18 protein-coding genes are annotated in these 21163 nt (G+C 70.5%); 8 read left to right on the top strand and 10 right to left on the bottom strand.

Annotated elements, in window-relative coordinates:
- Positions 1 to 21: 21 nt before the first annotated feature.
- The 6 genes from ACFZDJ_RS43500 to ACFZDJ_RS43525 are packed head-to-tail and all read right to left on the bottom strand — an operon-like array spanning position 22 to position 6796.
- Positions 22 to 348 carry an antibiotic biosynthesis monooxygenase gene (locus tag ACFZDJ_RS43500; RefSeq protein ID WP_168513836.1) on the bottom strand — a complete coding sequence of 109 codons (327 nt, stop codon included), beginning with the start codon at positions 346 to 348 and terminating at the stop codon, positions 22 to 24.
- Between the two features lie 47 nt (positions 349 to 395).
- Positions 396 to 1736 (bottom strand): FAD-dependent oxidoreductase, encoded by a 1341-nt coding sequence (locus tag ACFZDJ_RS43505; protein WP_391067603.1) that lies wholly within the window; start codon positions 1734 to 1736, stop codon positions 396 to 398.
- Entirely contained in the window at positions 1733 to 3499 is a 1767-nt protein-coding gene (locus ACFZDJ_RS43510) for an amino acid adenylation domain-containing protein (protein WP_391067606.1), read from the bottom strand. The genes ACFZDJ_RS43505 and ACFZDJ_RS43510 overlap by 4 nt, the downstream gene beginning before the upstream one ends.
- Positions 3496 to 4572 carry an LLM class flavin-dependent oxidoreductase gene (locus ACFZDJ_RS43515; RefSeq protein ID WP_391067609.1) on the bottom strand — a complete coding sequence of 359 codons (1077 nt, stop codon included), beginning with the start codon at positions 4570 to 4572 and terminating at the stop codon, positions 3496 to 3498. Before ACFZDJ_RS43515 ends, ACFZDJ_RS43510 begins: the two co-directional genes overlap by 4 nt.
- A 7-nt stretch (positions 4573 to 4579) precedes the next feature.
- Positions 4580 to 5179 (bottom strand): flavin reductase, encoded by a 600-nt coding sequence (locus ACFZDJ_RS43520; RefSeq protein WP_391067612.1) that lies wholly within the window; start codon positions 5177 to 5179, stop codon positions 4580 to 4582.
- 42 nt (positions 5180 to 5221) lie between these two features.
- Positions 5222 to 6796 carry an FAD-dependent oxidoreductase gene (locus ACFZDJ_RS43525; RefSeq protein ID WP_390936810.1) on the bottom strand — a complete coding sequence of 525 codons (1575 nt, stop codon included), beginning with the start codon at positions 6794 to 6796 and terminating at the stop codon, positions 5222 to 5224.
- A 241-nt stretch (positions 6797 to 7037) separates the two neighbouring features.
- Here ACFZDJ_RS43525 and ACFZDJ_RS43530 point away from each other — a divergent pair, with 241 nt between their 5' ends.
- Positions 7038 to 7244, top strand: coding sequence for an MbtH family protein (locus ACFZDJ_RS43530; RefSeq protein WP_168498397.1), 207 nt, complete (start codon positions 7038 to 7040; stop codon positions 7242 to 7244).
- A 17-nt stretch (positions 7245 to 7261) separates the two neighbouring features.
- Here the strand turns inward: ACFZDJ_RS43530 and ACFZDJ_RS43535 are convergent, their stop codons facing one another.
- Both ACFZDJ_RS43535 and ACFZDJ_RS43540 read right to left on the bottom strand, forming a co-directional pair.
- A complete protein-coding gene (locus ACFZDJ_RS43535) occupies positions 7262 to 7975 on the bottom strand; it encodes a tryptophan 2,3-dioxygenase family protein (RefSeq protein WP_391067616.1) in 714 nt (237 codons plus the stop codon).
- A 12-nt stretch (positions 7976 to 7987) separates the two neighbouring features.
- Positions 7988 to 8722, bottom strand: a complete 735-nt coding sequence (locus ACFZDJ_RS43540) for a thioesterase domain-containing protein (protein WP_391067619.1) — start codon at positions 8720 to 8722, stop codon at positions 7988 to 7990.
- 218 nt (positions 8723 to 8940) lie between these two features.
- Here ACFZDJ_RS43540 and ACFZDJ_RS43545 point away from each other — a divergent pair, with 218 nt between their 5' ends.
- The gene (locus ACFZDJ_RS43545) at positions 8941 to 10158 is read left to right on the top strand and encodes a cytochrome P450 (protein WP_391067622.1); all 1218 of its coding nucleotides are present in this window, start codon (positions 8941 to 8943) and stop codon (positions 10156 to 10158) included.
- Positions 10159 to 10237: 79 nt separating this feature from the next.
- Positions 10238 to 11539, top strand: coding sequence for a cation:proton antiporter (locus tag ACFZDJ_RS43550; RefSeq protein WP_391067625.1), 1302 nt, complete (start codon positions 10238 to 10240; stop codon positions 11537 to 11539).
- Here the strand turns inward: ACFZDJ_RS43550 and ACFZDJ_RS43555 are convergent.
- A complete protein-coding gene (locus ACFZDJ_RS43555) occupies positions 11493 to 12344 on the bottom strand; it encodes an aspartate/glutamate racemase family protein (RefSeq protein ID WP_390936822.1) in 852 nt (283 codons plus the stop codon). The genes ACFZDJ_RS43550 and ACFZDJ_RS43555 overlap by 47 nt on opposite strands.
- 237 nt (positions 12345 to 12581) lie before the next feature.
- Here ACFZDJ_RS43555 and ACFZDJ_RS43560 point away from each other — a divergent pair, with 237 nt between their 5' ends.
- Entirely contained in the window at positions 12582 to 13823 is a 1242-nt protein-coding gene (locus tag ACFZDJ_RS43560; protein WP_391067628.1) for a transposase, read from the top strand.
- Positions 13824 to 13869: 46 nt separating this feature from the next.
- Here ACFZDJ_RS43560 and ACFZDJ_RS43565 read toward each other — a convergent pair whose 3' ends face one another.
- Complete coding sequence (locus tag ACFZDJ_RS43565; protein WP_391067829.1) at positions 13870 to 15780, bottom strand: helix-turn-helix domain-containing protein; 1911 nt, start codon at positions 15778 to 15780, stop codon at positions 13870 to 13872.
- 321 nt (positions 15781 to 16101) lie between these two features.
- Between ACFZDJ_RS43565 and ACFZDJ_RS43570 the strand changes: the two genes are divergently transcribed.
- The 4 genes from ACFZDJ_RS43570 (at position 16102) to ACFZDJ_RS43585 (ending at position 21107) form a co-directional block, all read left to right on the top strand.
- Complete coding sequence (locus ACFZDJ_RS43570) at positions 16102 to 16746, top strand: 50S ribosomal protein L11 methyltransferase (protein WP_391067629.1); 645 nt, start codon at positions 16102 to 16104, stop codon at positions 16744 to 16746.
- 16 nt (positions 16747 to 16762) lie between these two features.
- Complete coding sequence (gene pabB, locus ACFZDJ_RS43575; RefSeq protein WP_391067632.1) at positions 16763 to 18913, top strand: aminodeoxychorismate synthase component I; 2151 nt, start codon at positions 16763 to 16765, stop codon at positions 18911 to 18913.
- Between the two features lie 397 nt (positions 18914 to 19310).
- Positions 19311 to 20057 carry a TauD/TfdA family dioxygenase gene (locus ACFZDJ_RS43580; protein ID WP_391067635.1) on the top strand — a complete coding sequence of 249 codons (747 nt, stop codon included), beginning with the start codon at positions 19311 to 19313 and terminating at the stop codon, positions 20055 to 20057.
- Positions 20058 to 20108: 51 nt separating this feature from the next.
- Positions 20109 to 21107, top strand: a complete 999-nt coding sequence (locus tag ACFZDJ_RS43585) for a diiron oxygenase (RefSeq protein WP_384912786.1) — start codon at positions 20109 to 20111, stop codon at positions 21105 to 21107.
- Positions 21108 to 21163: the final 56 nt, after the last annotated feature.

Consider the following 21163-nt stretch of genomic DNA (forward strand, 5'->3'; position numbering starts at 1 on the left):
AGGGGGCACAGGGGCCGCCCGTCACTCCGAGGGGTAGGCGGCCGCGTCCTCGCTGGAGCTCGTGCGCATCACTTCCGCGACGCTCAGCTCGTAGAACGAGTACCAGTGCTCCTTGCCGCGCCGTTGCGCGTCCTGGTGCTCGGTGTCGTTGCGCCACTTCTCCAGGGACTCCGCCGAGCGCCACCACACGAGAGCGAGACGTTCGCCGTCCTCGGACTGGTAGTTCTTCAGATGGACCAAGTCGTCGCCCGCGAGTTCGCGGACCTTCTGGGCGAGATGCCGTTCCGTGGTGTCGTACGAGCCGTCCACGTCGTCCGAGAAGCGGGACCTGAATACGACGAGAATCACTTGGGCCTCCAAGGCGGGAACCGGGTTCTGAGAGGGATGGAGAGTGGTCAGACGAGCAGCCGGTGGCGGCGCAGCTGGTCGTCGGTGAGGTCGCGCACGGCCGTGCCGTGGCTGCGCGTCAGGGCGTGGGCGACACGGCGCAGCGCCTGCTCGTCGGCCCAGGCGGAGGCGTAGCTCTGCTCGGAGAAGGCGCAGCGCTCGTACAGCGGCACGAAGCGGCCCGGGAAGAGGTCCTGCAGGCGCCGAATCACCGCCGACTCCAAGTCGGTCTCCGACTGTCCGGGCAGGCGGGACATCGTCCGGTAGTGCTCGTGGGAGATGTCGGCGATGGAGTCCCCGTCGGCCCGGCGGACGTCCTGGTAGCGGGCCAGGGCCGCGCCCCAGTGGCCCGTCTCGTCCAGCAGCCGTACGAGGGTGCGGGCGTCCTCGAAGCCGCAGTTCATGCCCTGCCCCATGAACGGGGCCATGGCGTGGCAGGCGTCGCCGAGCAGGGCGGCCCTCTCACCGTGGACCCAGGTGTCGCACCGTACGAGCGAGACGGTCGAGACCGGCTTGGCGGCCAGTTGGTCGCGCAGGTCCGGTATGTGGGCGGTGAGCTGCGGGAAGAGGTCGTGGAACTGCCGGGCGCGGTCCTCGGGGGAGGACGCCGCGGCGAAGGAGGGTGCGGGCCCTTCGCGGCGCAGGAACACGGACCCGGCGAAGAGGTCCGCGGACAGCATCGGAAAGGCGCCGAACAGGGCGTCACCGGCCGGCCAGTAGTGCATGATCTCCCGGTCGCAGCCGGGCAGCGGCAGGTTGATCTCCTGGTAGGCCAGTTCCAGGGTGCCGACCCGCTCACGTGCCCCGTGGCGCACCATCGCCGCGCGCACGGCCGAACGGGCGCCGTCGCATCCCAGCAGACGTGTGCAGGAGAGCCGGTGGGTGCCCGAGTCGTCGCCGACCGTCACCCCGGGGCCGTCCAGGTCGATGGCGTGGACACGTTGCCCGAAGCGCAGCTCCACCTCGGGCGTGACCGCCGCGGCGTCCAGCAGCAGATGCTGAAGCCGTCGGCGTTCCACCGCCCAGATGGGCGAGCCGTCCCTGCTGTAGGGGGTGAAGTCCGTGCTGCCGTCGGGGAGGTGACCCATGCGTCCCTTGAGGGGAAGACACAGGCTGCGCACTCGCTCAGCCAGTCCGAGGTCCTCCATGACCCGCCAGCCGCGGGCGGACAGGATGACGGTGAGGGAGCGGTCCGCCCGGGTGGAGGTGCCGCGCGGGTCGGGACGCTGTTCGAGGACGGTGACCGGGCCGTGCCGCCGCGCCAGGTACATGGCCGCGACCGGTCCGACGAGGCCCGCCCCGACCACGACGATCCCCCGGCTCCGCGAGGCTGCGACGCGCGGTGTCATGGCATCAGCTCGCGCAGGACACCGGCCAGTTCGGCGAGGGAGGCCGACTCGAACACCGCGCGCAGGGGCAGCCGGACGCCGAGTTCCTTGTCGACCGCGCTGACGAGCCGGGCGACCACCAGCGAGTTCGCGCCGATCTCGAAAAGGTTGTCCGAGGGGTCCACCGACGGCAGCCCGAGCAGGGCGCCGACCTCGGCGCACAGCATCTCCTCGGCGGACGCGTCCGCGTCGAGGGCGCGGCGGGGCGCGGGCGGGGTGCCGCCCGGACGGCCCAGCGCCTGCCGGTCGATCTTCCCGTTGGGAAGGGTCGGCAGGTTGTCCAGGACGGTCACGCGAGCCGGCACCATCCACTCGGGAAGCGCGTCGGCCGCGGCCGAGCGGAGGTCGCGCGGGGTCACGTTGGTGCCCGGCCGGACGGTCGCGTACGCCACTACCCGGGCGTCCGCGAGTTGGCCCTCCACCATCGCGACGGCCAGATCCACCGCGGGGTGCCGGCCGAGGCACGCCTCCACCTCGCCCAGTTCGATCCGGAAGCCCCGTACCTTCACCTGGTCGTCGGCGCGGCCGGTGAAGGAGAAGCTGCCGTCCTTCTCCCGTCTGCCGCGGTCGCCGGAACGGTACATGCGGCTTCCCGGCGGCCCGAAGGGGTTGGGCACGAACGTCGCGGCGGTCAGGCCCGGCCGGTTCAGATAGCCGCGGGCCAGACCGCTGCCGGCGAGGTACAGCTCGCCCTCCTCGCCGTCGGGGACGGGGCGCAGCCGCTCGTCCAGCACATAGACCGCGCCGCCGGTCCAGGGCTGCCCGATGCCGAACCGGTCCGCGTCGTCGATGGGCCCGGCGATGGTCGCGCCCACGGTCACCTCGGTGGGGCCGTAGCCGTTGAACATGCGCCGGCCCGGACTCCACTTGCGCACCAGCGCGGGCGTGCAGGCGTCTCCGGTGGACATGATGGTCCCGCCGAGCAGGACGCCCTCGCTGTCGGTGAGACTGAGCGCGGCGGGCGGCAGCACCGCGTGCGTGATGTCGTGCTTGAGCAGGGTCTCCCGCAGCGGCCGGCCCGGCAGGACGTCGTCGGCGTCGGCCATGACCAGGGTGGCCCCGGACAGCAGGGCCAGGGCGATGTCCCAGAAGGCCGCGTCGAAACTGACCGATGCCCACTGCAGGACGCGTTCGCCCGGGGCGACGCCGAAGCGGGTGGCCTGGGTGACGGCGAGGTCCGCGACCCCCTCGTGGGTCACGGCCACGCCTTTCGGCAGGCCGGAGGACCCGGAGGTGTAGATCACGTACATCAGGTGGTGCGGCCGCAGCGGGCTCCTCAGGTCGCCCTCGCCGAGACCGGCGGGGGAGCGGCGGGACAGCTCTCGCGCCGTGTCGGGGCTGTCGAGGACGACCTCCGGCAGCCCCGTGTCCGGCAGCCCCACCGCGGAGGTGCGCAGAAGCAGCATCGGCCGGGCGTCCGACACCATGTGGGCCAGCCGGTCCCGCGGGTAGTCGGGATCGAGCGGCAGATACGCCCCGCCCGCCTTGAGGACGGCCAGCACGGCCACCACGAGTTCGGTCGAGCGGGGTACCGCGAGGGCCACCAGCGTGTCCGGCCCGACGCCCAGGGCGGTCAGCTGCCGGGCCAGCCGGTTGGACCGCTGGTCGAGGAGCCGGTACTCCAGGGCCGTGTCCCGGTGGACGACCGCGGGCGCGTCGGGGTACGCGGCGGCGACGGACGCGAACAGCTCCGGCACGGTCCGCGCGACCGAGGCCGCGTTCATGACCGCTCCGTCTCGTCGAGGCGGGGACGGACACGCTCGGCGAACAGCCGCAGCGTGCGCTCCATGGCGGCCCGCGGCTGCTGGCCGAAGTCCAGCTGCCACAGCATGACGTCCGGGCGCAGCAGGTCGCGTATCTCCCGGATCTGCTCCGCGGCCGACTCGGGCGCGCCGAACACGGACATACCGGCGTCCTCGCTGTTGCCCGCCGAGTGCTTGTCGACGAGCGCTTCGCGGTAGCCCTCGTACGAGGTGGAGCCGCGCCCCCGCCAGGAGCGTGCCGCGGCGGCGAAGGTGTCCCAGTGCCGGCGCAGGTGCCTCCCGCCCTCGGCGCGTGCCTCCTCGTCGCTGTCGGCGAGGAGGAGGGCGATGCTGATCGCGACCCGCGGGCGTCGGCCGGTGTAGCCGTACGCGGCGAGGAACCGCTCACGGTAGAGCTCGATCAGCTCCTTGAGCTGACCGGCCTTCTCGCGGCTGGGCGAGGAGGCGATGAGCAGGTGGTGACCGCGGTCGCCGATCCACTCGAAGCTGGACTTCGTGAACAGGGCCGCGGCCCACACCGGAGGATGGGGCTGCTGGGTGACCGGCGGCTGGGAGGTGACGCCCTCGTAGCGGAAGAAGGGGGTGTCCTCCGAGACCTGGCGGCCGGTCCAGAGCCGTACGACGGCGTCGACGGTGCTGCGGAAGCGCTCGGCACTGGTGTCCATGTCGACACCGAAGGCGTCGAACTCGTAGGGCAGGAAGGCCCGGGCGAAGCCCACCTCCAGGCGGCCGTGGCTGAGGGCGTCCAACTGCGCTGTGCGGGCCGCCAGTTGGATCGGGTGGTGGAAGGAAGCCTGGATGCCGCCGGTCATCAGCCGCACCCGGCTGGTCTGCGCCGCCACGGCGGACAGGAACGCCAGCGGGTCCGCGCAGTAGCCGCCGTACGGGTCCATGTAGTGCTCGGTCATCTTGATGTACTCGAACCCCAGCTGTTCAGCCAGCCGGGACGCCGCCAACAGGTTGTCGTAGTAGTCGCGGGGGCTGCGGACATCGACGCCGGTGTCGGGGAGCAGCGAGATTCCGTACTCTGTCATGTCTTCCTCAGTCGGTTCGTCGGGTCTGGCGTATCGCGCTCCCGGCGGGAGCGCCGCTGTCGCCCTCGTCGAGCGACCAGTAGTCGCGCAGCGCGTACAGCAGGGGACTGCGGCCGTCGGTCCGCTCGGTGACGGAGAAGACCTCGGCGAAGACCACCGTGTGATCGGCCACCGTCACCATGCCGGTCACCCGGCAGTCCGCGACGGTGTGGGCGTCGCCCAGGAGATGGGGGCCGCCGTGGGACGGCGCCCGGTACTCCCAGGGCACCTGGTCGAAGCGGTCGGGACGGTCCGAGGCGAACCGCTCGGCGGCGCAACGGGCGTGCCGGTGCAACAGGTTGACCGCGAACGTGCTGCTCTCGTCGATGGCCGCGAGGGTCCGGCTGGACTGCTTGATGCACACCAGAAGAGTCGGCGGCCGGTCGGAGACGCTCGACAGCGCGGTGCAGGTCATGCCCCGGGGCCGGCCGTCGGCAGCCATGGCGGTCACCACGGCGACACCGGCCGGGAAGTGCGCCATCAGCGACCGGAAGCTGGGGGGCGGCACGGACGGCCGGTGCGCCACGGGACCGGCCGTCCGTGGGGCGAGGGGAGGGAGCGAGGTCATGCGTCACACCTTTCTGGGGCGGTGACCGTCGGTGCGCCGGTGTCAGGCGGCTGATGCCGGCGGTCCCGTCGAGGCGTTCTGCTGGTGCGCGAGATAGGCGTACTGGCTGGGTAGCCGCTGCGCGAGAGCCTGGGCCTGGTCCCGTATCAATGCGAACTCCCGGCGTGCCGCGGTGTCGTCCATGCGGGACAGCGCGGCGGGCGGCCGGACGGGCAGGCCGTCGAGGCCGAGGAGCATGGCGGTGTACGAGTAGGGCTCAAAGCCGTGGAAGCGGGGAAAGACGGACTCGGCGTCGGGGAGCCGGTGGCTCCAGGCCTCGATGCGCTCGGCCAGGCCGTCGGGCAGTGGCCGCTTCTTGGCGTCACGCCAGTACGCGTTGTCGTCGCGCGCGGCCGCGTAGTAGTGCAGCACCAGGAACTCGCGCACGCCGTCCATGACTGCCGCGACCTGCCGGTTGTAGGTACGGCGCCGGTGCTCGTCGTCGCGCCCGCCGGGGAAGTGCTTGACCAACTGCTCGACGGCGTTGTGGATGAAGAAGATTCCCGTCGACTCCAGAGGTTCGACGAAACCGCTGGAGAGGCCGATGGCCACGCAGTTGCGCACCCACGACCGCGCGCAGCGGCCGATGCGCATCGTGATGTGGTTGGCGGTCAGACCGTCGGCGGCGGGCCCGACGAACTCCCGCAGCGTGCGTTCGGCTTCCTCCGGTGTGCAGTAGTCGCCGGCGTAGACGTAACCCGTCCCGATGCGGCCGAAGAGGGGGATCGTCCAGATCCAGCCCGCGTCCTGGGCGGTGGCCGTCGTACAGGGCCGCATGCCCGCCTTCTCGCCGTTCACCGGTACGCGCAGGGCGACGGCGCTGTCGTTGGGCAGGCTCTCCCGGAACGACTCGAAGGGCACGCCGAGGGCCTTGTTGATGAGCATGCCCCGGAAGCCGGTGCAGTCGATGAACAAGTCGCCCGTCAGGGCCCCGTGTTCGCGGGTGACGACGTGGGAGATGTCACCGTGGTCGTCGAGGGCCACGTCGAGGACGTCGTCGAGCACGTGCCGAACCCCGCGCTCGGTGCCGAAGCGGGTGAGGAACCGGGCGAGGAGGGCAGCGTCGAAGTGGTAGGCGTACGGGAACTGCGTCTCCCGGCCGTCCTCGGCCGCCCTGGCCGGCTCGTCCACCGCGCCGAAGCCGGACGTGAACATCGCACCGTCCAGGTGCCGGGGGGAACTCTTCGCCTCGCACAACGCGGCGAGCAGGGAGGTGTCACGGTCGAAACGCTCGCCGGGGCGCGTGTGCAGCCACCAGTCGGCCAGCGAGAACCCCTGGACGTTCCTGGGGCGTTCGAAGGGGTGGTAGAAGTGGTGCCCTTCGGCCCGCCAGTTCTCAAACCGGATGGCGAGTTTGTAGGAGGCGTGGCACTCCGGCATCCATTCGTGTTCGGCCAGGCCGAGATGGGAGAAGAAGTGCCGGACCGTGCTGAACGTGGCTTCTCCGACCCCGATCGTGGGGACGTTCTTCGATTCGACCAGAGTGATACCGACATCGTCCCCGAAGGTCGCCCTCAGATAGGTGGCGGTCATCCAGCCCGCTGTGCCACCTCCGACGATCACGACATTGTTCGCCATCTCACTCCTCATTTCCGTCGCCCACGTCACCAGATCAACCCACAAGGTCTGCCGACACATTGGCAAAGCCCTGCGGATGTCGGCCGGATCCAAAAAGATCTGCGAAAGATCGGCCCACTCCGCGGACCCGGAGCGGTGTCCCGGGCGGGAATCTTGCACGGGTCTTTCCGGCCGATTGCGGAGGGAAGGCGAGATGGCGCAGGGTGGGGCATCATCGAGACCGTCCCGTGGGAGTCAATCAATGGGCACAAATCCCTTCGACGACGAACGGCACCAATTCCGGGTCGTGGTGAACGACCAGGGATGGCACGCCATCTGGCCCGACGTGCGCGACATTCCGCGCGGCTGGCGAAGTGTGACGGCGCCCGGCGACCGCCAGGCCTGTCTGGACTACATCGGGGAGTCCTGGACGGATCCGCGGCCGGCCGAACCGACTACCCCCGACTGATCCGCACGACCGGGCGATCACGGGCCGGCAGGCGCGAGGGTCTCGTGCAACTGACCGCGCACCCGGCGCAGTTCGGCGAACGGCATGACGATGCGACTCAGGAGATGGTCCGCGCCGCTCGTCCCGCCCGAACCGTTCTGACCCGCCATCATCTTGGCGACCAGACCCAGATGGGCCACCTTCCAGCGCCAGTACCCGTTTCCGATGTCGAGGAGTTCCTCGGCGATCCGATGCAGCGCCCCGGCGGTGACCCCCTGGCGGCAGATCCCGAGGACCGACGTACCCCGACTCAGGGCCGCCGCGGTGAAGGCGCGGTACAGCGTGCCGTCGTCCGATTCGTTCTCCACCAGCCGAGCCAGCAGCGAGAACTGCCGCGACTGCGCGCCGCTCGCGCTGCCGAGATGGGGCCGGAACTGTGCGAAGTGCCGCACGGGCAGCCGTTCGAGTACGACGACCTGGTCGTGCAGGACGCGCAACAACACACCGGCCCGCTGCAGCAGTTCGGTACTCTCCTCCAGGTCCTGGTGTCCGCCGGCGGGGCACAGCCGGTCCACCGCGGCCGCGAGGTCGCTCAGCAACTGCTTGAGCCACAGCTCGCTGGACTGGTGCGCGACGATGAAGAATTGCTCGGACAGCGCCACCGACCGGTCGGCGGTGTCCGGTGTCCGGGTGCGCTGGAGTGAGAGCAGCGTCTCCGTGTGAAGATAGCTGTCATACGTCAGGGCGGTCATGAGCGGCTCCATCTACGGGGCGTTGAGAAGGTCGTCGACAAGGGCGTGCGACTCGGCGAACGCATGGAAGTGCCCGCCTTCGCGCCGGTGCGTCGAGAACGGCCCCGTGCTCACGTCCGCCCATCGGGCCAGACGGGATGCGTCCACCAAGGGATCGCCGATGCCGTGATAGCAGCGGACCGGGCAGGAGAGGGCCGCCCCCTCCCGCGTCGGTACGTAGTTCTCATTCAGCGCGATGTCATCGCGGAGCACCTCCAGCACGAGGGCCGCCAGCTCACCGTCCGCGGCGAGCTCCGCCTCCACTCCGCCGAGGCTCCGTACGGCCGCCCAGAGTGCGTCGTCCGAGGCGAGATGAGCGTCTCCGCCTCCCGCGCAGGCGGGAGGAAGGGAACTCGACACCGCCACGAGCTCCGGCTCCCTTCCCGTCTCCCGCATTCTGACGGCGGTTTCGTAGGCGACCAGTGCACCGAGGCTCTGCCCGAACAGCACGGTCGGTATGTCCTCCGACAGCAGTTCCCGGGCGACCTCGCCGCCCATTTCCTGTATGGACGCGGCCGGTGCCGCACCGAATCGGTCCGCACGGCCCGGGTACTGAACGGCCAGCAGCTGTGTGCCGCGGCGCATTTGGCGGGCCCAGGGGGCGAAACTCGTCGCTGATCCCCCCGAATGCGGAAAGCAGATCAGCCGCAGCTCCGGAAGTCGGTCGCCGCCCAGGAAACGGAGCCAGGTGTCTCGTGGCTTCTGCACGGTGTTCTCACCCTTCTCGCAGTGACATCGCGGAGCCTTCCACGGGTGCGCGAGGTCACCAACCGATCTGTCGTCTCTCCGTCATGACCCGTCCTTTGTGAAAGACATCGGCAATGTCTCGCCGTCGTGCAGTTGAGCGTCTGCCACTCTTCCGTCGGCAGCGAACACCGACTGCCTTTTTCCCCAAGTCCCGTGCTGCTGCCGGAAGGAGTCCGGTCATGGCCCCCGCATCCAGTGCCGGCGCACTCTCGCTCGACCTCACCGACGCCGAGACCTTCGTGGACCACGACCCGCACGCGTACTTCCGCGAGGTTCGCCGCAGCCGGCCCGTGTACTGGCACGAAGCGCCCGGACCGCGCTCCGGGTTCTGGGTCGTCGCCGGGTACGAGGACGTCGTCGCGGCCTACAGCGACGCGGACGCGTTGAGGTCCGCTCGCGGTACCGTGCTGGACGTCCTGCTCGCGGGAGACGACTCGGCGGGCGGGAAGATGCTCGCCGTCACCGACGGCCCCCGCCATCGGGCCATGCGGTCCGTGATGTGGCGCTCCTTCACGCCCCGGGCACTGGAGGAGGTCGCCCGGCAGGTGCGGCTGCGCGCCCAGCGCCTGGTGCGTGAGGTGACCGGAGCCGGGGCGTTCGACTTCGCCGCCGAGGTGGCGGAGCACATCCCCATGAACACCATCTGCGACCTGCTCGCCGTTCCCGAGGTCGATCGCGGCCGATTGCTGGGGTGGAACAAGAAGACCCTGTCGGCGGAGACGGCCGGCGCCGACCCGCTGGATGCCCTCCAGGCCCGCAACGAGATCGTCCTGTACTTCATGGACCTGGCGCGGGAGCGACGGGCCGACCCGGGCGACGACGTGGTGAGTGTGCTCGCCTGCGCGAAGGTCGACGACGAGCCCTTCACGCTGGAGGAAGTCGCCCTGAACTGCTACAGCATCATGCTGGGCGGCGACGAGTCGTCCCGCGTCTCCGCCATCAGCACGGTGCGGGCACTGGCCGAACACCCGCACCAGTGGCGGGCGTTGAAGGCGGACCAGGTCTCCCTGGACTCGGCGGTGGAGGAAGCCCTGCGCTGGGCCACGCCCGCGATGTACTTCGCCCGCACCGCCCACCACGACCTGGCCCTGGGCGGCCGGCACATCCGCGGGGGAGACATCGTCACCCTGTGGAACATCTCGGCCAACAACGACGAGCGGGTCTTCCACGAGCCGAGGTCCTTCGACCTGGCCCGCTTCCCCAACAAACATGTGGCCTTCGGGCACGGCCGACACTTCTGTCTGGGCGCGCACCTCGGCCGCATCGAACTGCGGGCTCTCCTCGAAGCGCTCATGGCGTCCGTCGGCGCGGTGGAGCAGGCCGGCGTGCCGAACAGGATCCACTCCAGCCTGCTGCACGGCCACAGCAGCCTTCCCGTGGTCCTGCGGGCCGGGTGACCTTGGGCCGCCCGAGCGGCCCGCCTGTCTCTCCCCGTACCAGTCACACCCGTTCCGCGACAGAAGGCGGTATCAGTCAGTGCTCACCACGGCGGCATCCCAGGACGCGCGTTCGGCGGTACTGCTCGCGGACATCGCCGTCGTGCTGGTGACGGGCCTGGTGCTCGGCCGGCTGGCGCGGTGGCTGCGCCAGCCCGTCGTCATCGGGGAGATCGTCGCGGGGATCGTGCTCGGGCCCAGCCTGCTGGGCCGACTGCCCGGGGACCCGACCCAGGTCCTCTTCCCCGCCGACGTCCGGCCACTGCTGTCGGCGGTCTCCCAGATCGGGCTGGTCCTGTTCATGTTCGTCGTCGGCTGGGAGTTCGAGAAACAACTCGTCAGGCCGCATGCCGGACTTGCGGTCCAGGTGTCCCTGCTGTCGGTCGCGGTGGCCTTCGGCATGGGGGTCGGCTTCGCTGCCCTGATCCACCCGGCCCATGCGACGGTCGCCGGCCGCGAGATACCGTTCGGCGCGTTCGCCCTCTTCATGGGTACGGCACTGTCGGTCACCGCGTTCCCCGTCCTGGCGCGGATCCTCACGGACCGGAAGCTGATGTCCACCCGTGTGGGATCCCTCGCCCTGGCCTGTGCCGCGGTGGACGACGTCCTCGCCTGGTACCTGCTCGCCTTCGTGTCGGCCCTGGTGAAAGCCGACGGCGACCACCTGGCGCTGCTGCGGGTCGGGGCCCTCAGCCTCTGCTACGTGGCGGTGATGTTCTTCGCCCTCCGCCCGCTGCTGGCCCGGCTGGTGCGGCGCCCGGCGGCACTCGGAGACCGGGCGGCGCTGCTCACCGCGGTGTGCGCGGGTGTCTTCCTGTCCGCGTGGGTGACGTCGTGGATCGGTCTCCACGCCCTCTTCGGCGCCTTCCTCTTCGGCTTCGTCATGCCGCGTGAACCGGACCTCGCCCGCAAGCTGCGCACGCCGGTCGAGCAGATCAGCCGGCTCTTCCTGCCGGTCTTCTTCATCGTGACGGGGCTCGGCGTGGACCTCGGTGCCCTGGGGACGGGCGGATACCTGATGCTGGTGTCGGCCGTGGGGGCCGCCTGCGCGGGCAAGCTGATCGGGACGATGATCCCGGCACGGCTGTCGGGACTGTCCTGGACGGAGGCGAGGGACCTCGGCGTCCTGATGAACACCCGCGGGCTGACGGAACTCGTCGTGCTGAACGCCGGCGTGAGCATGGGTGTCCTCGACGGAACGGTCTTCACCGTGCTGGTGATCACGGCTCTCGTCACGACGGCGATGGCCGGGCCGCTGCTGTCCGCGCGCGCGGCCGATCCCCCTGCCGACCGGCTCAGTTCGCCGGAGTGGTCACCGGCAGCCGGGTCGCGGCGGACATGAGCGCCGCACGCGGCACCCACGTCCCGGAGGCCAGCGCCCGGCCCACCGGGTAGGCGAGGGCCGCCGCCGGGAGCACTCCGGGCCGGCCACTGAGCTGCACATCGACGGCACCTACGGCCTGCCCGGCCCCCTCGGCCGGCTCCGCCCCCACGGCCCCCACGGCCCCGTTCAGGCGCCGCAGAGTCTGCCGGGCGACCGCCTCCGCGCTGTCGTACAGGGTGACCCCCGCCGGCAGCCGCTGCAGGATCTGCGGGGCGACGAGAGGGTAGTGGGTGCAGCCCAGGACCACGGAGTCACAGTCGGCGGGCGTGCGCTCGGCGGCGGCTGCGATCGCAGCGGTCGCCGCGTCCTTGTCGCCGTGGTCGATCGCCTCGGCGAGACCCGGGCAGGCGACTCGCGCGACCGGTGTGCCGTTCGCGAAGTCGGCGATGAGCCGCTCTTGATAGGCACTCGCCGTCGTACGGACGGTCGCCCACACCGCGACACTCCGGCCGGCCGCCGCGGCCGGCTTCACCGCGGGGACGGTGCCCACCACCGGCAGGTCGGGCTCGAACTCCCGGCGCAGCAGGTCGATCGCGGTGACGGTCGCCGTGTTGCAGGGCACGACGAGAGCCCGCGCACCTCGCGCGACGGCCGTCCGGGCCGCGGCGAGGAGGCGGTCCGTGACGTACGACGCCGTCCGCGATCCCCAGGGCGCGCCGTCGGGGTCCATGAGCAGCAGCAGATCGAGCCGCGGGGCGAGGTGCCGCAGCCAGCCGGTGGTGGGCACGAGGCCCAGCCCTGAGTCGATCAACGCCACTGTCACGGCGACGAAGGTACCAAACACCCGGAACGGGGCCGGTGCGGGTGCGCGGGCCGTGTGGTCCCGTCACCTCCCCCCGGTCGCCCGCCCGTGCCCACGGCCCCCGTGCCTTTCGTCCACCCGACCCGGGAGGTGGCCCAGTGACCCTCCCCGGGTGCGTATCCGGTGCCCCGCCGACCTCGTCCGCGCGGTTCGGCGCGGTCAGTCTGGCCAGCGGTACGGCAAACGGAAGGAACCACTGTGAGCGTTCAGATTGAGGCGACCCCGGCAGAGTACGCGCCGTCCGATCCGGGCCGGTGGTCCGGCCCGGGCGGTTGTCCGGCCCGGGCACGGGAGCAGGCGACGCGGGAGCTGGCCGACGCGCTGTTCGCCTCCTTCCCGCGGCGCGACCAGCGCCGCAAGGGGGAGCTGTACCTGCGCGGTCTGCTGTTGGCCGAGGGACGCAAGACGATCCGCAATATCGGTGCCCACGTCGGCGGGGCGGCGATGGAGCAGAGCCTGCATCACTTCATCAGCAGCTCCACCTGGGACTGGATGCCGGTGCGGCGGGCCTTGGCCGGGCACCTTCAGCAGGTCAGCGCCCCGCACGCGTGGGTGGTGCGGCCGATGCCGATACCGAAGGCCGGCGACCGGTCCGTGGGCGTCCACGAGGGCGTGGACCCGGGCACGGACCAGACGTTCCACGGTCAGCGCGCCTTCGGTCTGTGGCACGTGTCCGACACCCTGGATGTGCCGGTCAACTGGCGGCTGTTCCTGCCCGATCAGTGGCTGCGGGACCGTACGAGGCGGCGTCAGGCCGAGATACCCGATGCGGTCGCGCAGGAGACCTGGGAGCAGTGCGCCGCCGCCACGGTCCTGGAGCCCATGGCCGACTGGCGGTTGGCTCCCCGGCCGGTCGTGCTGAACGCGCGCGTCGACCGGATCGCGGACACGGTCGGCCGCTTCACCGCGGCGGGCGTCCCGGTGATCGCCCGCGTCGGCGGCGGTGGGCGACTGACGGTGCGCGACCCCGCGCTCTCCCGCCACGTAGGCAAGGTGTACGGCGCCCAGCAGATCCTGGCCTCGGCCAAGGGGCTGCGCCGCCGCGTCGAGCGGCCCGGCCCGGCCGGTTCCCCCGCCGCCCGCCGTGCCTCGTGGGCGGTCGCCGTGCGGGTCGACACCGCGGGCAGGTTCGCGGGGCTGCGCCTGCCGGGCTCCGGCCGCAGTGGCAAGAGCCTGCTCCTGCTCGGTGAGTGGGAGGACCCGCAGCGCCCGCCTGTGGGGTGCTGGATCACCAACATGGACTCGCTTGCGGCGGGCTCCCTGCTGCGGATCGCGAAACTCGCCGGGCGGGCGGGGCAGGCACAGGCGGGGACCGGGGAGGACGTCGGCCTGAAGGACTTCGAGGGGCGCTCCTTCCGCGGCTGGCACCGGCACATCACCCTGGCCTCCGCCGCTCATGCCGCAACAGCCCTGGCGGAGCTCGCGGTGCCCTGGGTGTGACCCGACGGCCGCTGGCGTGAGCGGGTCGCGCCTGCCGTGTGCCGGGCTACCGGTGCACCGACCCCTTCACGCGCTGGAGCCGCAACGCCAGCTGGATCTCCAGCGCGTTGGCGGGATCCTGCCAGGAGGGGCCCAGGAGCTCGCCGATCCGGTCCAGGCGGCGCATGACGGTGTTGGTGTGGACGTGCAGTCGCTGGGCGGCCCGGGTCGGGCTGCCGCCCGAGGTGAAGTACGCCTCCAGCGTTCCGACGAGGTCGGTGGAGCGCCGGGCGTCGTAGTCGAGCACGGGGCCGACGGCCGAGGAGACGAAGCCGTCGACGTCGTTCTTGTCGGAGAGCAGCAGCCCGAGGAAGCCCAGGTCCTTCGCCGCCGCGGTGCGGCCCGCACAGCCGAGGGCGGTCAGGGTGTCCAGACATCGCCGCGCCTCTTCGAAGACCTCGTTGACCGAGCACAGATCCCGGGTCGGCCCGGCCGCGCCGCCGGTCACGGGGTGCCCGAGTACGGCGGACAGCTCCGCCGCGGCCGAGCGGGCGGCGGCGGAGGCGTCCGCGCCGGGCAGGAACAGCACCAGGCACTCACCTCGAACGGTCCGTATCCCCCCGTGCCGATGGGCGTACGAGGCGGCCCAGATGCTCGCCTCGCCCGGCTTTCCGCCCGTCGGCCGCAGGACCAGGACGATGTGCTCGCCGACGGGGTCGATCTTCAGCCGCCGGGCGCGTTCTGACAGCCGACGCGAGGACTGCGGGGCGGCCGAGAGCAGGTCGTCCAGGTACTCGTCGCGTACGGGTCCCGCGGCGGCCGCCATGCTCTGCCGTTGCAGGACCAGGGCGACGGCCTGGCCGACCGAGCGCAGCAACTGCCGTTCTGTGGAACCGAGTTGGCGGGGCGTCTCAAGAAGCAGGACGGCGGGTTCCGCCATTTTGGTGCCCAGACGCGTGGCCCAGACGCTCCCGGTGACGGCCACGGGCTCGTCGCCGGCGTGCGCCTCCACGAGCGCCCTGACCGTCGTCGCCTCGTTCAGGTCGGGCAACTGCCCGGTTGCGGCCGGGATGCGACCTTGGGCGTCGCGCACGCACAGGGTGCCGCCCAGTGCCTCGGCGGCCGTATGCAGGATGTCACCGAGATCGCAGCCGTCGAGCACCATGTCCATGAGCCGGGTCTGTGCCTCGCAGACGGAACTCAGTCGCGTCCGCAGGGATTCGGCACGGGCCGCCTCCCGCTCCGCCTCGGTCGCACGGGCGTCCGCCAGGTCCTGACGCCGGGCCGCCGCGATGGCCGAGGCCGACAGGTTGGCCAGGGCCCGCATCAGGCTGACCTCGTCGGGAGTGAAATGGCGTACGGCCCGCGTGGCGCCGTACAACGCCCCGAGGGACTTCTTGCCGTGGGTCATCGGGACGGCGAGGATCCCGCGGAGGCCTTCCGAGCGCACAACCTCGTCGATGTCCCGCGCATGCGGGAACCGGTCGTCGGCCAGGTAGTCGGAGGACCAGAAGGGGGCATGCCTGTGCTGGGCCAGCTGGCCCATGCCCATGCCTTTGTCCATGGAGAGGCCGACGCTGAGCGCCGTCGTCTCGCCGTCGGTGTGCTGCACGTGCGAACTGCCGTCCGCCTGCTGGAGGCTGGCATACGTCATGTCGAAGTCCAGCAGCAGTCGTGCGCGGCGGGTGACCGCCTTCAGGATGTCGGCGCCGCTGTCTGCCATCTCCTGGGCCGCGTCGACCAGCGCCGCGAGGGCGGCTTCCCGTTTCCGCTGTCTGTCCATCGAGGCGCGGACGTCCAGCGCCAGCCCGGTGGCCTGCCGCAGTCCGCTCAGCTGCCGCTCCGTCAGCTTGCGCTGGTGCGCCTCCCGGAGCAGGTCCTCGAAGTGCCAGGGCGGGGCCTCCTGGGCGAGAAGCCGGAGAACGGTCAGCGCGGGAGACTCCGCGCCAGCGTCACCCGAGGTGTCATCCGAATCCACCAAGCGCCCCCCACCACAGGCTTCCGACGAACTTCCCCATCATACGCGTAGGCGATTCAGCAACTCGGATGCCTACTCTCCGGTAGCCGCGCAGGCCCTGCGTGGCGCGCGGACAGGTGCCCGGGCCACCTCTTCAGCAGCCGAGCGTTGTGGCACGAGCACCTTCCGGCAGGTGTCAGGGCTGGTCAATATGTCGATCACGGGGACGGACGGCGCGCACGGCGCTCATGGTCACAAGGGATACGGATGGCAGAGCTGAAGAGCTATGCGCGGTCGCTCGAGCGCAGCCGGCAGGCGTTGACGCGGACGGACAGGCCGAGAATGTTTGCACTGGCGAACAGGGAGTGGGACGTACTGGGTGGCGTGTTCTCGCCCGCGTTCTCGGCGACGACCAGGGTGGCGATGGAGGTTCTCGGGCTCGTCGGCGACGAGGAGCCGGACTTCTGGCGGCGCAGCGGATCGTTCCTGGAGATCGGGTCCGGAACCGGGATCATCGCGGTGTCGGCCGCCCTCGCGGGCTGTGAGCGAGTGGTCGCCACCGACATCAACCCGGACGCCGTGCGCAACACGGAGATCAACGCCGCGCGGCACGACATGGCGGACCGGGTGAGAGTGGTCCACAGCGACCTGTTCTCGGCACTGGACCCCGCGGAGCGCTTCGACACCGTCTACTGGCACTCCAACTTCGTTCTCGCGCCCGACGACTACCGGTACGAGACCGATCACGAGCGGGCGTACGTGGATCCGGGCTACCGTGCGCACCGGCGCTACCTGGTCGAGGCCCCGGGCCTGCTGACCGAGGGCGGCTCGGCCCTGCTCCAGTTCAGCGACCGCGGCGACCTCTCCCTGCTCCACGACATGGCCGCCGAGTGCGGCCGGACGCTGCGTGTGCTGGACGGCCGCAGCTTCCTGGAGGGCGAGGAGAGGATTGAGCACCTGCTCCTGGAGATCGTTGTTGTCGACTGACGTCACGGAAAGAACCATGCGCACGCTCCTTGTCGACAACTATGACTCCTTCACCTACAACCTTCACCACTACCTGGCGGAGGTGAGCGGACAGGAGCCGGTGGTGATCCGCAACGACGACCCCTCCTGGCACCGCGGCATGCTCGACTCGTTCGACAGCGTCGTCCTCTCGCCGGGGCCCGGAGATCCGGCGGTCGCCGCCGACTTCGGGATCTGTCGGGAGATCGTCGAGCATGCGCGGCTGCCCCTGCTGGGTGTGTGTCTCGGCCACCAGGGACTGGCCCTGGCGCACGGTGCCACCGTGTCCCGGGCGCCGGAGCCGAGGCACGGCCGCCTCTCGCCCGTGCTGCACGACGGCACCGGGCTGTTCGCCGGACTCCCGTCGCCGTTCGAGGTGGTGCGCTACCACTCGCTGGCCGTGACCGACCTCCCCGAGGAGCTCAGGGCCGTCGCCCGGACACCGGACGGGGTCCTGATGGGCATCGAGCACCGCGACCGGCCGATGTGGGGCCTGCAGTTCCACCCCGAGTCGATCCTGACCCGGCACGGGCACGACCTGCTCGCCAACTTCACGCACCTGAGCCGGACATGGCGCGCGAGCCGCGCGGCGGAGCGGGTGGAGATCTCGGGACGGGCCCCAGCGCCCCCGGCCGCCGACGCGGCCCACGACGCGGGTGCCGGACCCGCCGCCGACGCAGTCACCGGTGCCGGTGCGGCCCAGGACGCGCAGCCGGAGCAGGACCGGCGACGGCCCCGCTCACTGCGGGTCCTGGCCGAGCAACTCCCCGTGCCCTGCGACGCCGAGGTCGCCTACGACCGCCTCTTCCGGGGCGGGGAGTACGCCTTCTGGCTGGACAGCAGCAGATCCGATATGGACACGGGGCGGTTCTCCGTCATGGGGGACGCGTCCGGCCCGCTCGCCCGGGTGGCACAGGCCGATGTGAACGCGGGTACCGTGACGGTCCGGTCCGCCGAGGACACGCGCGTGATCCAGGGAGGGCTCCTGGAATGGCTCGATCGCGACCTTCGCTCGATCCGCGTGGAGGTCCCGCCGCTCGACTGCGGATTCGCCCTCGGCTGGGTCGGCTACCTCGGCTACGAGCTGAAGGCCGAGTGCGGCGGGGACGCGGCGCACCGGTCGAAGGAGCCCGACGCCGTCATGGTCTTCGCCGACCGCGCGCTGGTCTTCGACCACCTGGCGGGCACCGTCCAGCTGCTGGCCCTGGCGCCGGACGGCGACGAGACGGCGGCACGCGCCTGGCTGCGCTTCGCCCAGGACGAGCTCGCGGCCTTGGCAGCCGGCCCTGCCGCCGAGGACGTACCGGCTCCGGCCGGGCCCGCCGAACTGCGGCTGCGACACGACCGCGACACCTACCTCCGGCTCATCGCCGACTGCCGACGCGAGATAGCCGCGGGCGAGACGTACGAGGTGTGCCTGACCAACATGGCCGAGGTGCACCTCGACCTGGACCCCTGGCAGGGCTACCGCTTTCTGCGCCGCAACAGCCCCGCGCCCTACGGGGCGCTGCTCAGCTTCGGGCCGCTGTCCGTGCTGAGCACCTCGCCCGAGCGTTTCCTGCACATCTCGGCGGACGGCACGGCCGACTCGAGGCCCATCAAGGGGACGCGTCCGCGCGGCGCGACCCCGGCGCAGGACGCCGACCTGGCCGAGGATCTGCGGACTCAGGAGAAGGACCGCGCGGAGAACCTGATGATCGTCGACCTGGTCCGCAACGACCTCGGCCGGTGCGCCGAGATCGGTTCGGTCGAGGCCGACCTCTTCCAGGTCGAGACCTACGCGACGGTGCACCAGCTGACGAGCCGGATCCGGGCGAGGCTCTCGGCGGGCCGCAGTTCGGTGGACTGGGTGCGCGCCGCCTTCCCGCCCGGTTCCATGACCGGCGCCCCGAAGATCCGCACCATGCAGCTCATCGACAAGCTCGAAGCCGGCCCGCGTGGCATCTACTCCGGCGCCATCGGCTACTTCTCGCTGACCGGTGCAGCCGATCTGAGCGTCGTGATACGCACGGCCGTGGTCACCCCCGGCCGTATTCGTTACGGAGTCGGCGGAGCCGTCATAGCGCTGTCGGATCCGATGGCCGAGTTCGAGGAGACAGCCGTCAAGGCACGGCCCCTCCTCGACCTCACCGGCGCCGATTTTCACTGACCTGACATAGTCCTCGAACACCTGTGGTCAGCCGCCCCGGCTTTGAGCAGAATTCAATCAGTGGGGCAGGCCAGAATTGGCTGGACGGGTCCCGTCGTCGCAATCGCAAGGACGTTGGGTGACCTATTGGCAAAAAGTAGCGGGCAGTTGGTGGTGACCGGTTCCGGAAACCACCCGGACGCCCCTGTCGGTCTGGCCTGATCGCCTCTTCAACGACCGGCCATCCAGGCCGAATTCTGCCGCCCCGGCCGGATTCGACTGCCCGCCGGGTGTGCCCACGCCGGCGTCGTACGCCTGCCGCCGCCCTGATCACCGGGCAGAACACGGTCGTCGACGACCGTGCGCGCCACCGTGCGGCTTTTCGAAGGCCATTCACAGTGAACCAGGAGTGATTCGATTGACCACTTCCGACGTGCGGGACATCAACGAACTCCGCTCGGTGCTCGACCGGGACGGATACATCGTCATCGAGAACGTGGGTTCCACCGAGAACGCCGAGAAGCTGCTGAGCGGGCTGGGCGGCATCCTGCCGCAGTACGACGGCCGCAAGTCGCACGAAATCGTGGTCACCCCCGGATTCGAGGATCTGCTGCACTCCAAGACCTCGAGGGAGATATACGTCCACACCGAGGCGCCGGGCTGGGACCCCGTCCCGCAGTACCTGGCCCTCTACTGCCACGCGCAGGCCCGGTGCGGCGGCGGGCACACGACGATCTGCGACGGGCGCAAGTTCCTCGCCGATCTCAGCGACCGCGAGCGGGAATTGATGTACGACGTGGAAACCGACTTCCCCGGCGCCTATGGAACGCAGGGGAAGGACGGCGAGGCCGAGTGGACGGTCCGCAAGCCGATGGTTTCGCGTGACGTGGACGGCACCGAGGTGATCCGGTTCAGCTACACCCACCTGACCTTCGGAGATTACACACCCGACCTCGGCCGGGACGTCTTCGTCGACCGTCTGCCCCTGGGCGAGGAGGGCATGGCCCTCGCCGAGCACGGCACCAGGTTCTTCAACGACAACCACCTGCCGGTGCTCGTCCCGGACCACGCGCTGCTGATCTGGGACAACCGCCGGATGTTCCACGGCCGCAGCTCCTACACCGACCAGCGCCGGCACCTGACCCGCTTCTTCGTCGGCGCCTAGGCGGACCGGGGCCGCACCGGCCCGGATCAGCAACAGAGAGGAAGCACCCCTGTGATCACCGATCCTCAGGAAGGCAGCACCGGAAACTTCGGCACCGTGCTCTTCGACGCGGTGGACAACCCGGTCATCCAGCGGCTCGCCCTGAACTGGGAGAAGCGCGCCACGGTCAAGCGGGACGACCCCGACCTGCTCGATCTCTTCGATCCGGAACTCCCGGACTACCCCGACACGATCGTGCCGTTCAAGGACCACCCCACCTACCGGGAACTGTCTCCCGAGCAGCAGGGGGAGATCCTGAGCTGGGCGATGATCGCGCTGAACCGGAACACGATGTTCTCCGAACAGCGCGTGGTCAACCCGGCGTTCAGCCTCATTCTCCAGGGGGAGTTCCCCGGACTGTGGGGTGAGGCGCTGGAGATCTCGCTGATGCAGTCGATGGTGGACGAGCAGTACCACACCCTCATGCACCACATGGCGAGCGGCATCACGCGCAAGCGGCGCGGCAAGCCGTTCAAGGACTCCGATCTGCCGCTGCCGTACTACTCCCGGGTGCACATGCAGCTCAGTGCGGACGCCCCGGAACGCTGGCAGCGCAGTCTCCTCACGCTCTCCTTCGCCACCATCACGGAGCTGTGCATCGGCGGCTATCTCGAACTGATCGCCAAGGCTCCCGGCATCCAGCCCATGAACCTGGCCCTCGCCCGGCTGCACCGCCACGACGAGGTCTGCCACGGATCCATCAACGGCGAACTGGTCAAGGTCCTCTACCCCCAGCTGAACAAGGAACAGCGGCGCTTCCTGCTGCAGGCCCTGTGCGATGCGCTGGAGGCGTACGCGGCGAACGACTACGGCACGTGGCAGACCGTCATGAACCTGGTCGGCGTCAAGGGCGGCGAGGAGATGCTGCTGGACGTCCAGGACGCCGGCCGCAAGGCGCTGCTGCGCGACTACAGCGGCCTGTACCGGGTCTTCGAGGACCTCGATGTGCTGGAGCAGATCGAGTTCGACTGGTCGAGCGTCAAGGTGTCCGGCGAGATCCCCTACCAGTGAGCCGTCGGTTCGGAGCCGAACAGGGAAATCGCCGCCAAGGGAACTCGCCCGAAAGG

Source organism: Streptomyces sp. NPDC007896, assembly GCF_042959425.1.
Taxonomy (GTDB): domain Bacteria; phylum Actinomycetota; class Actinomycetes; order Streptomycetales; family Streptomycetaceae; genus Streptomyces.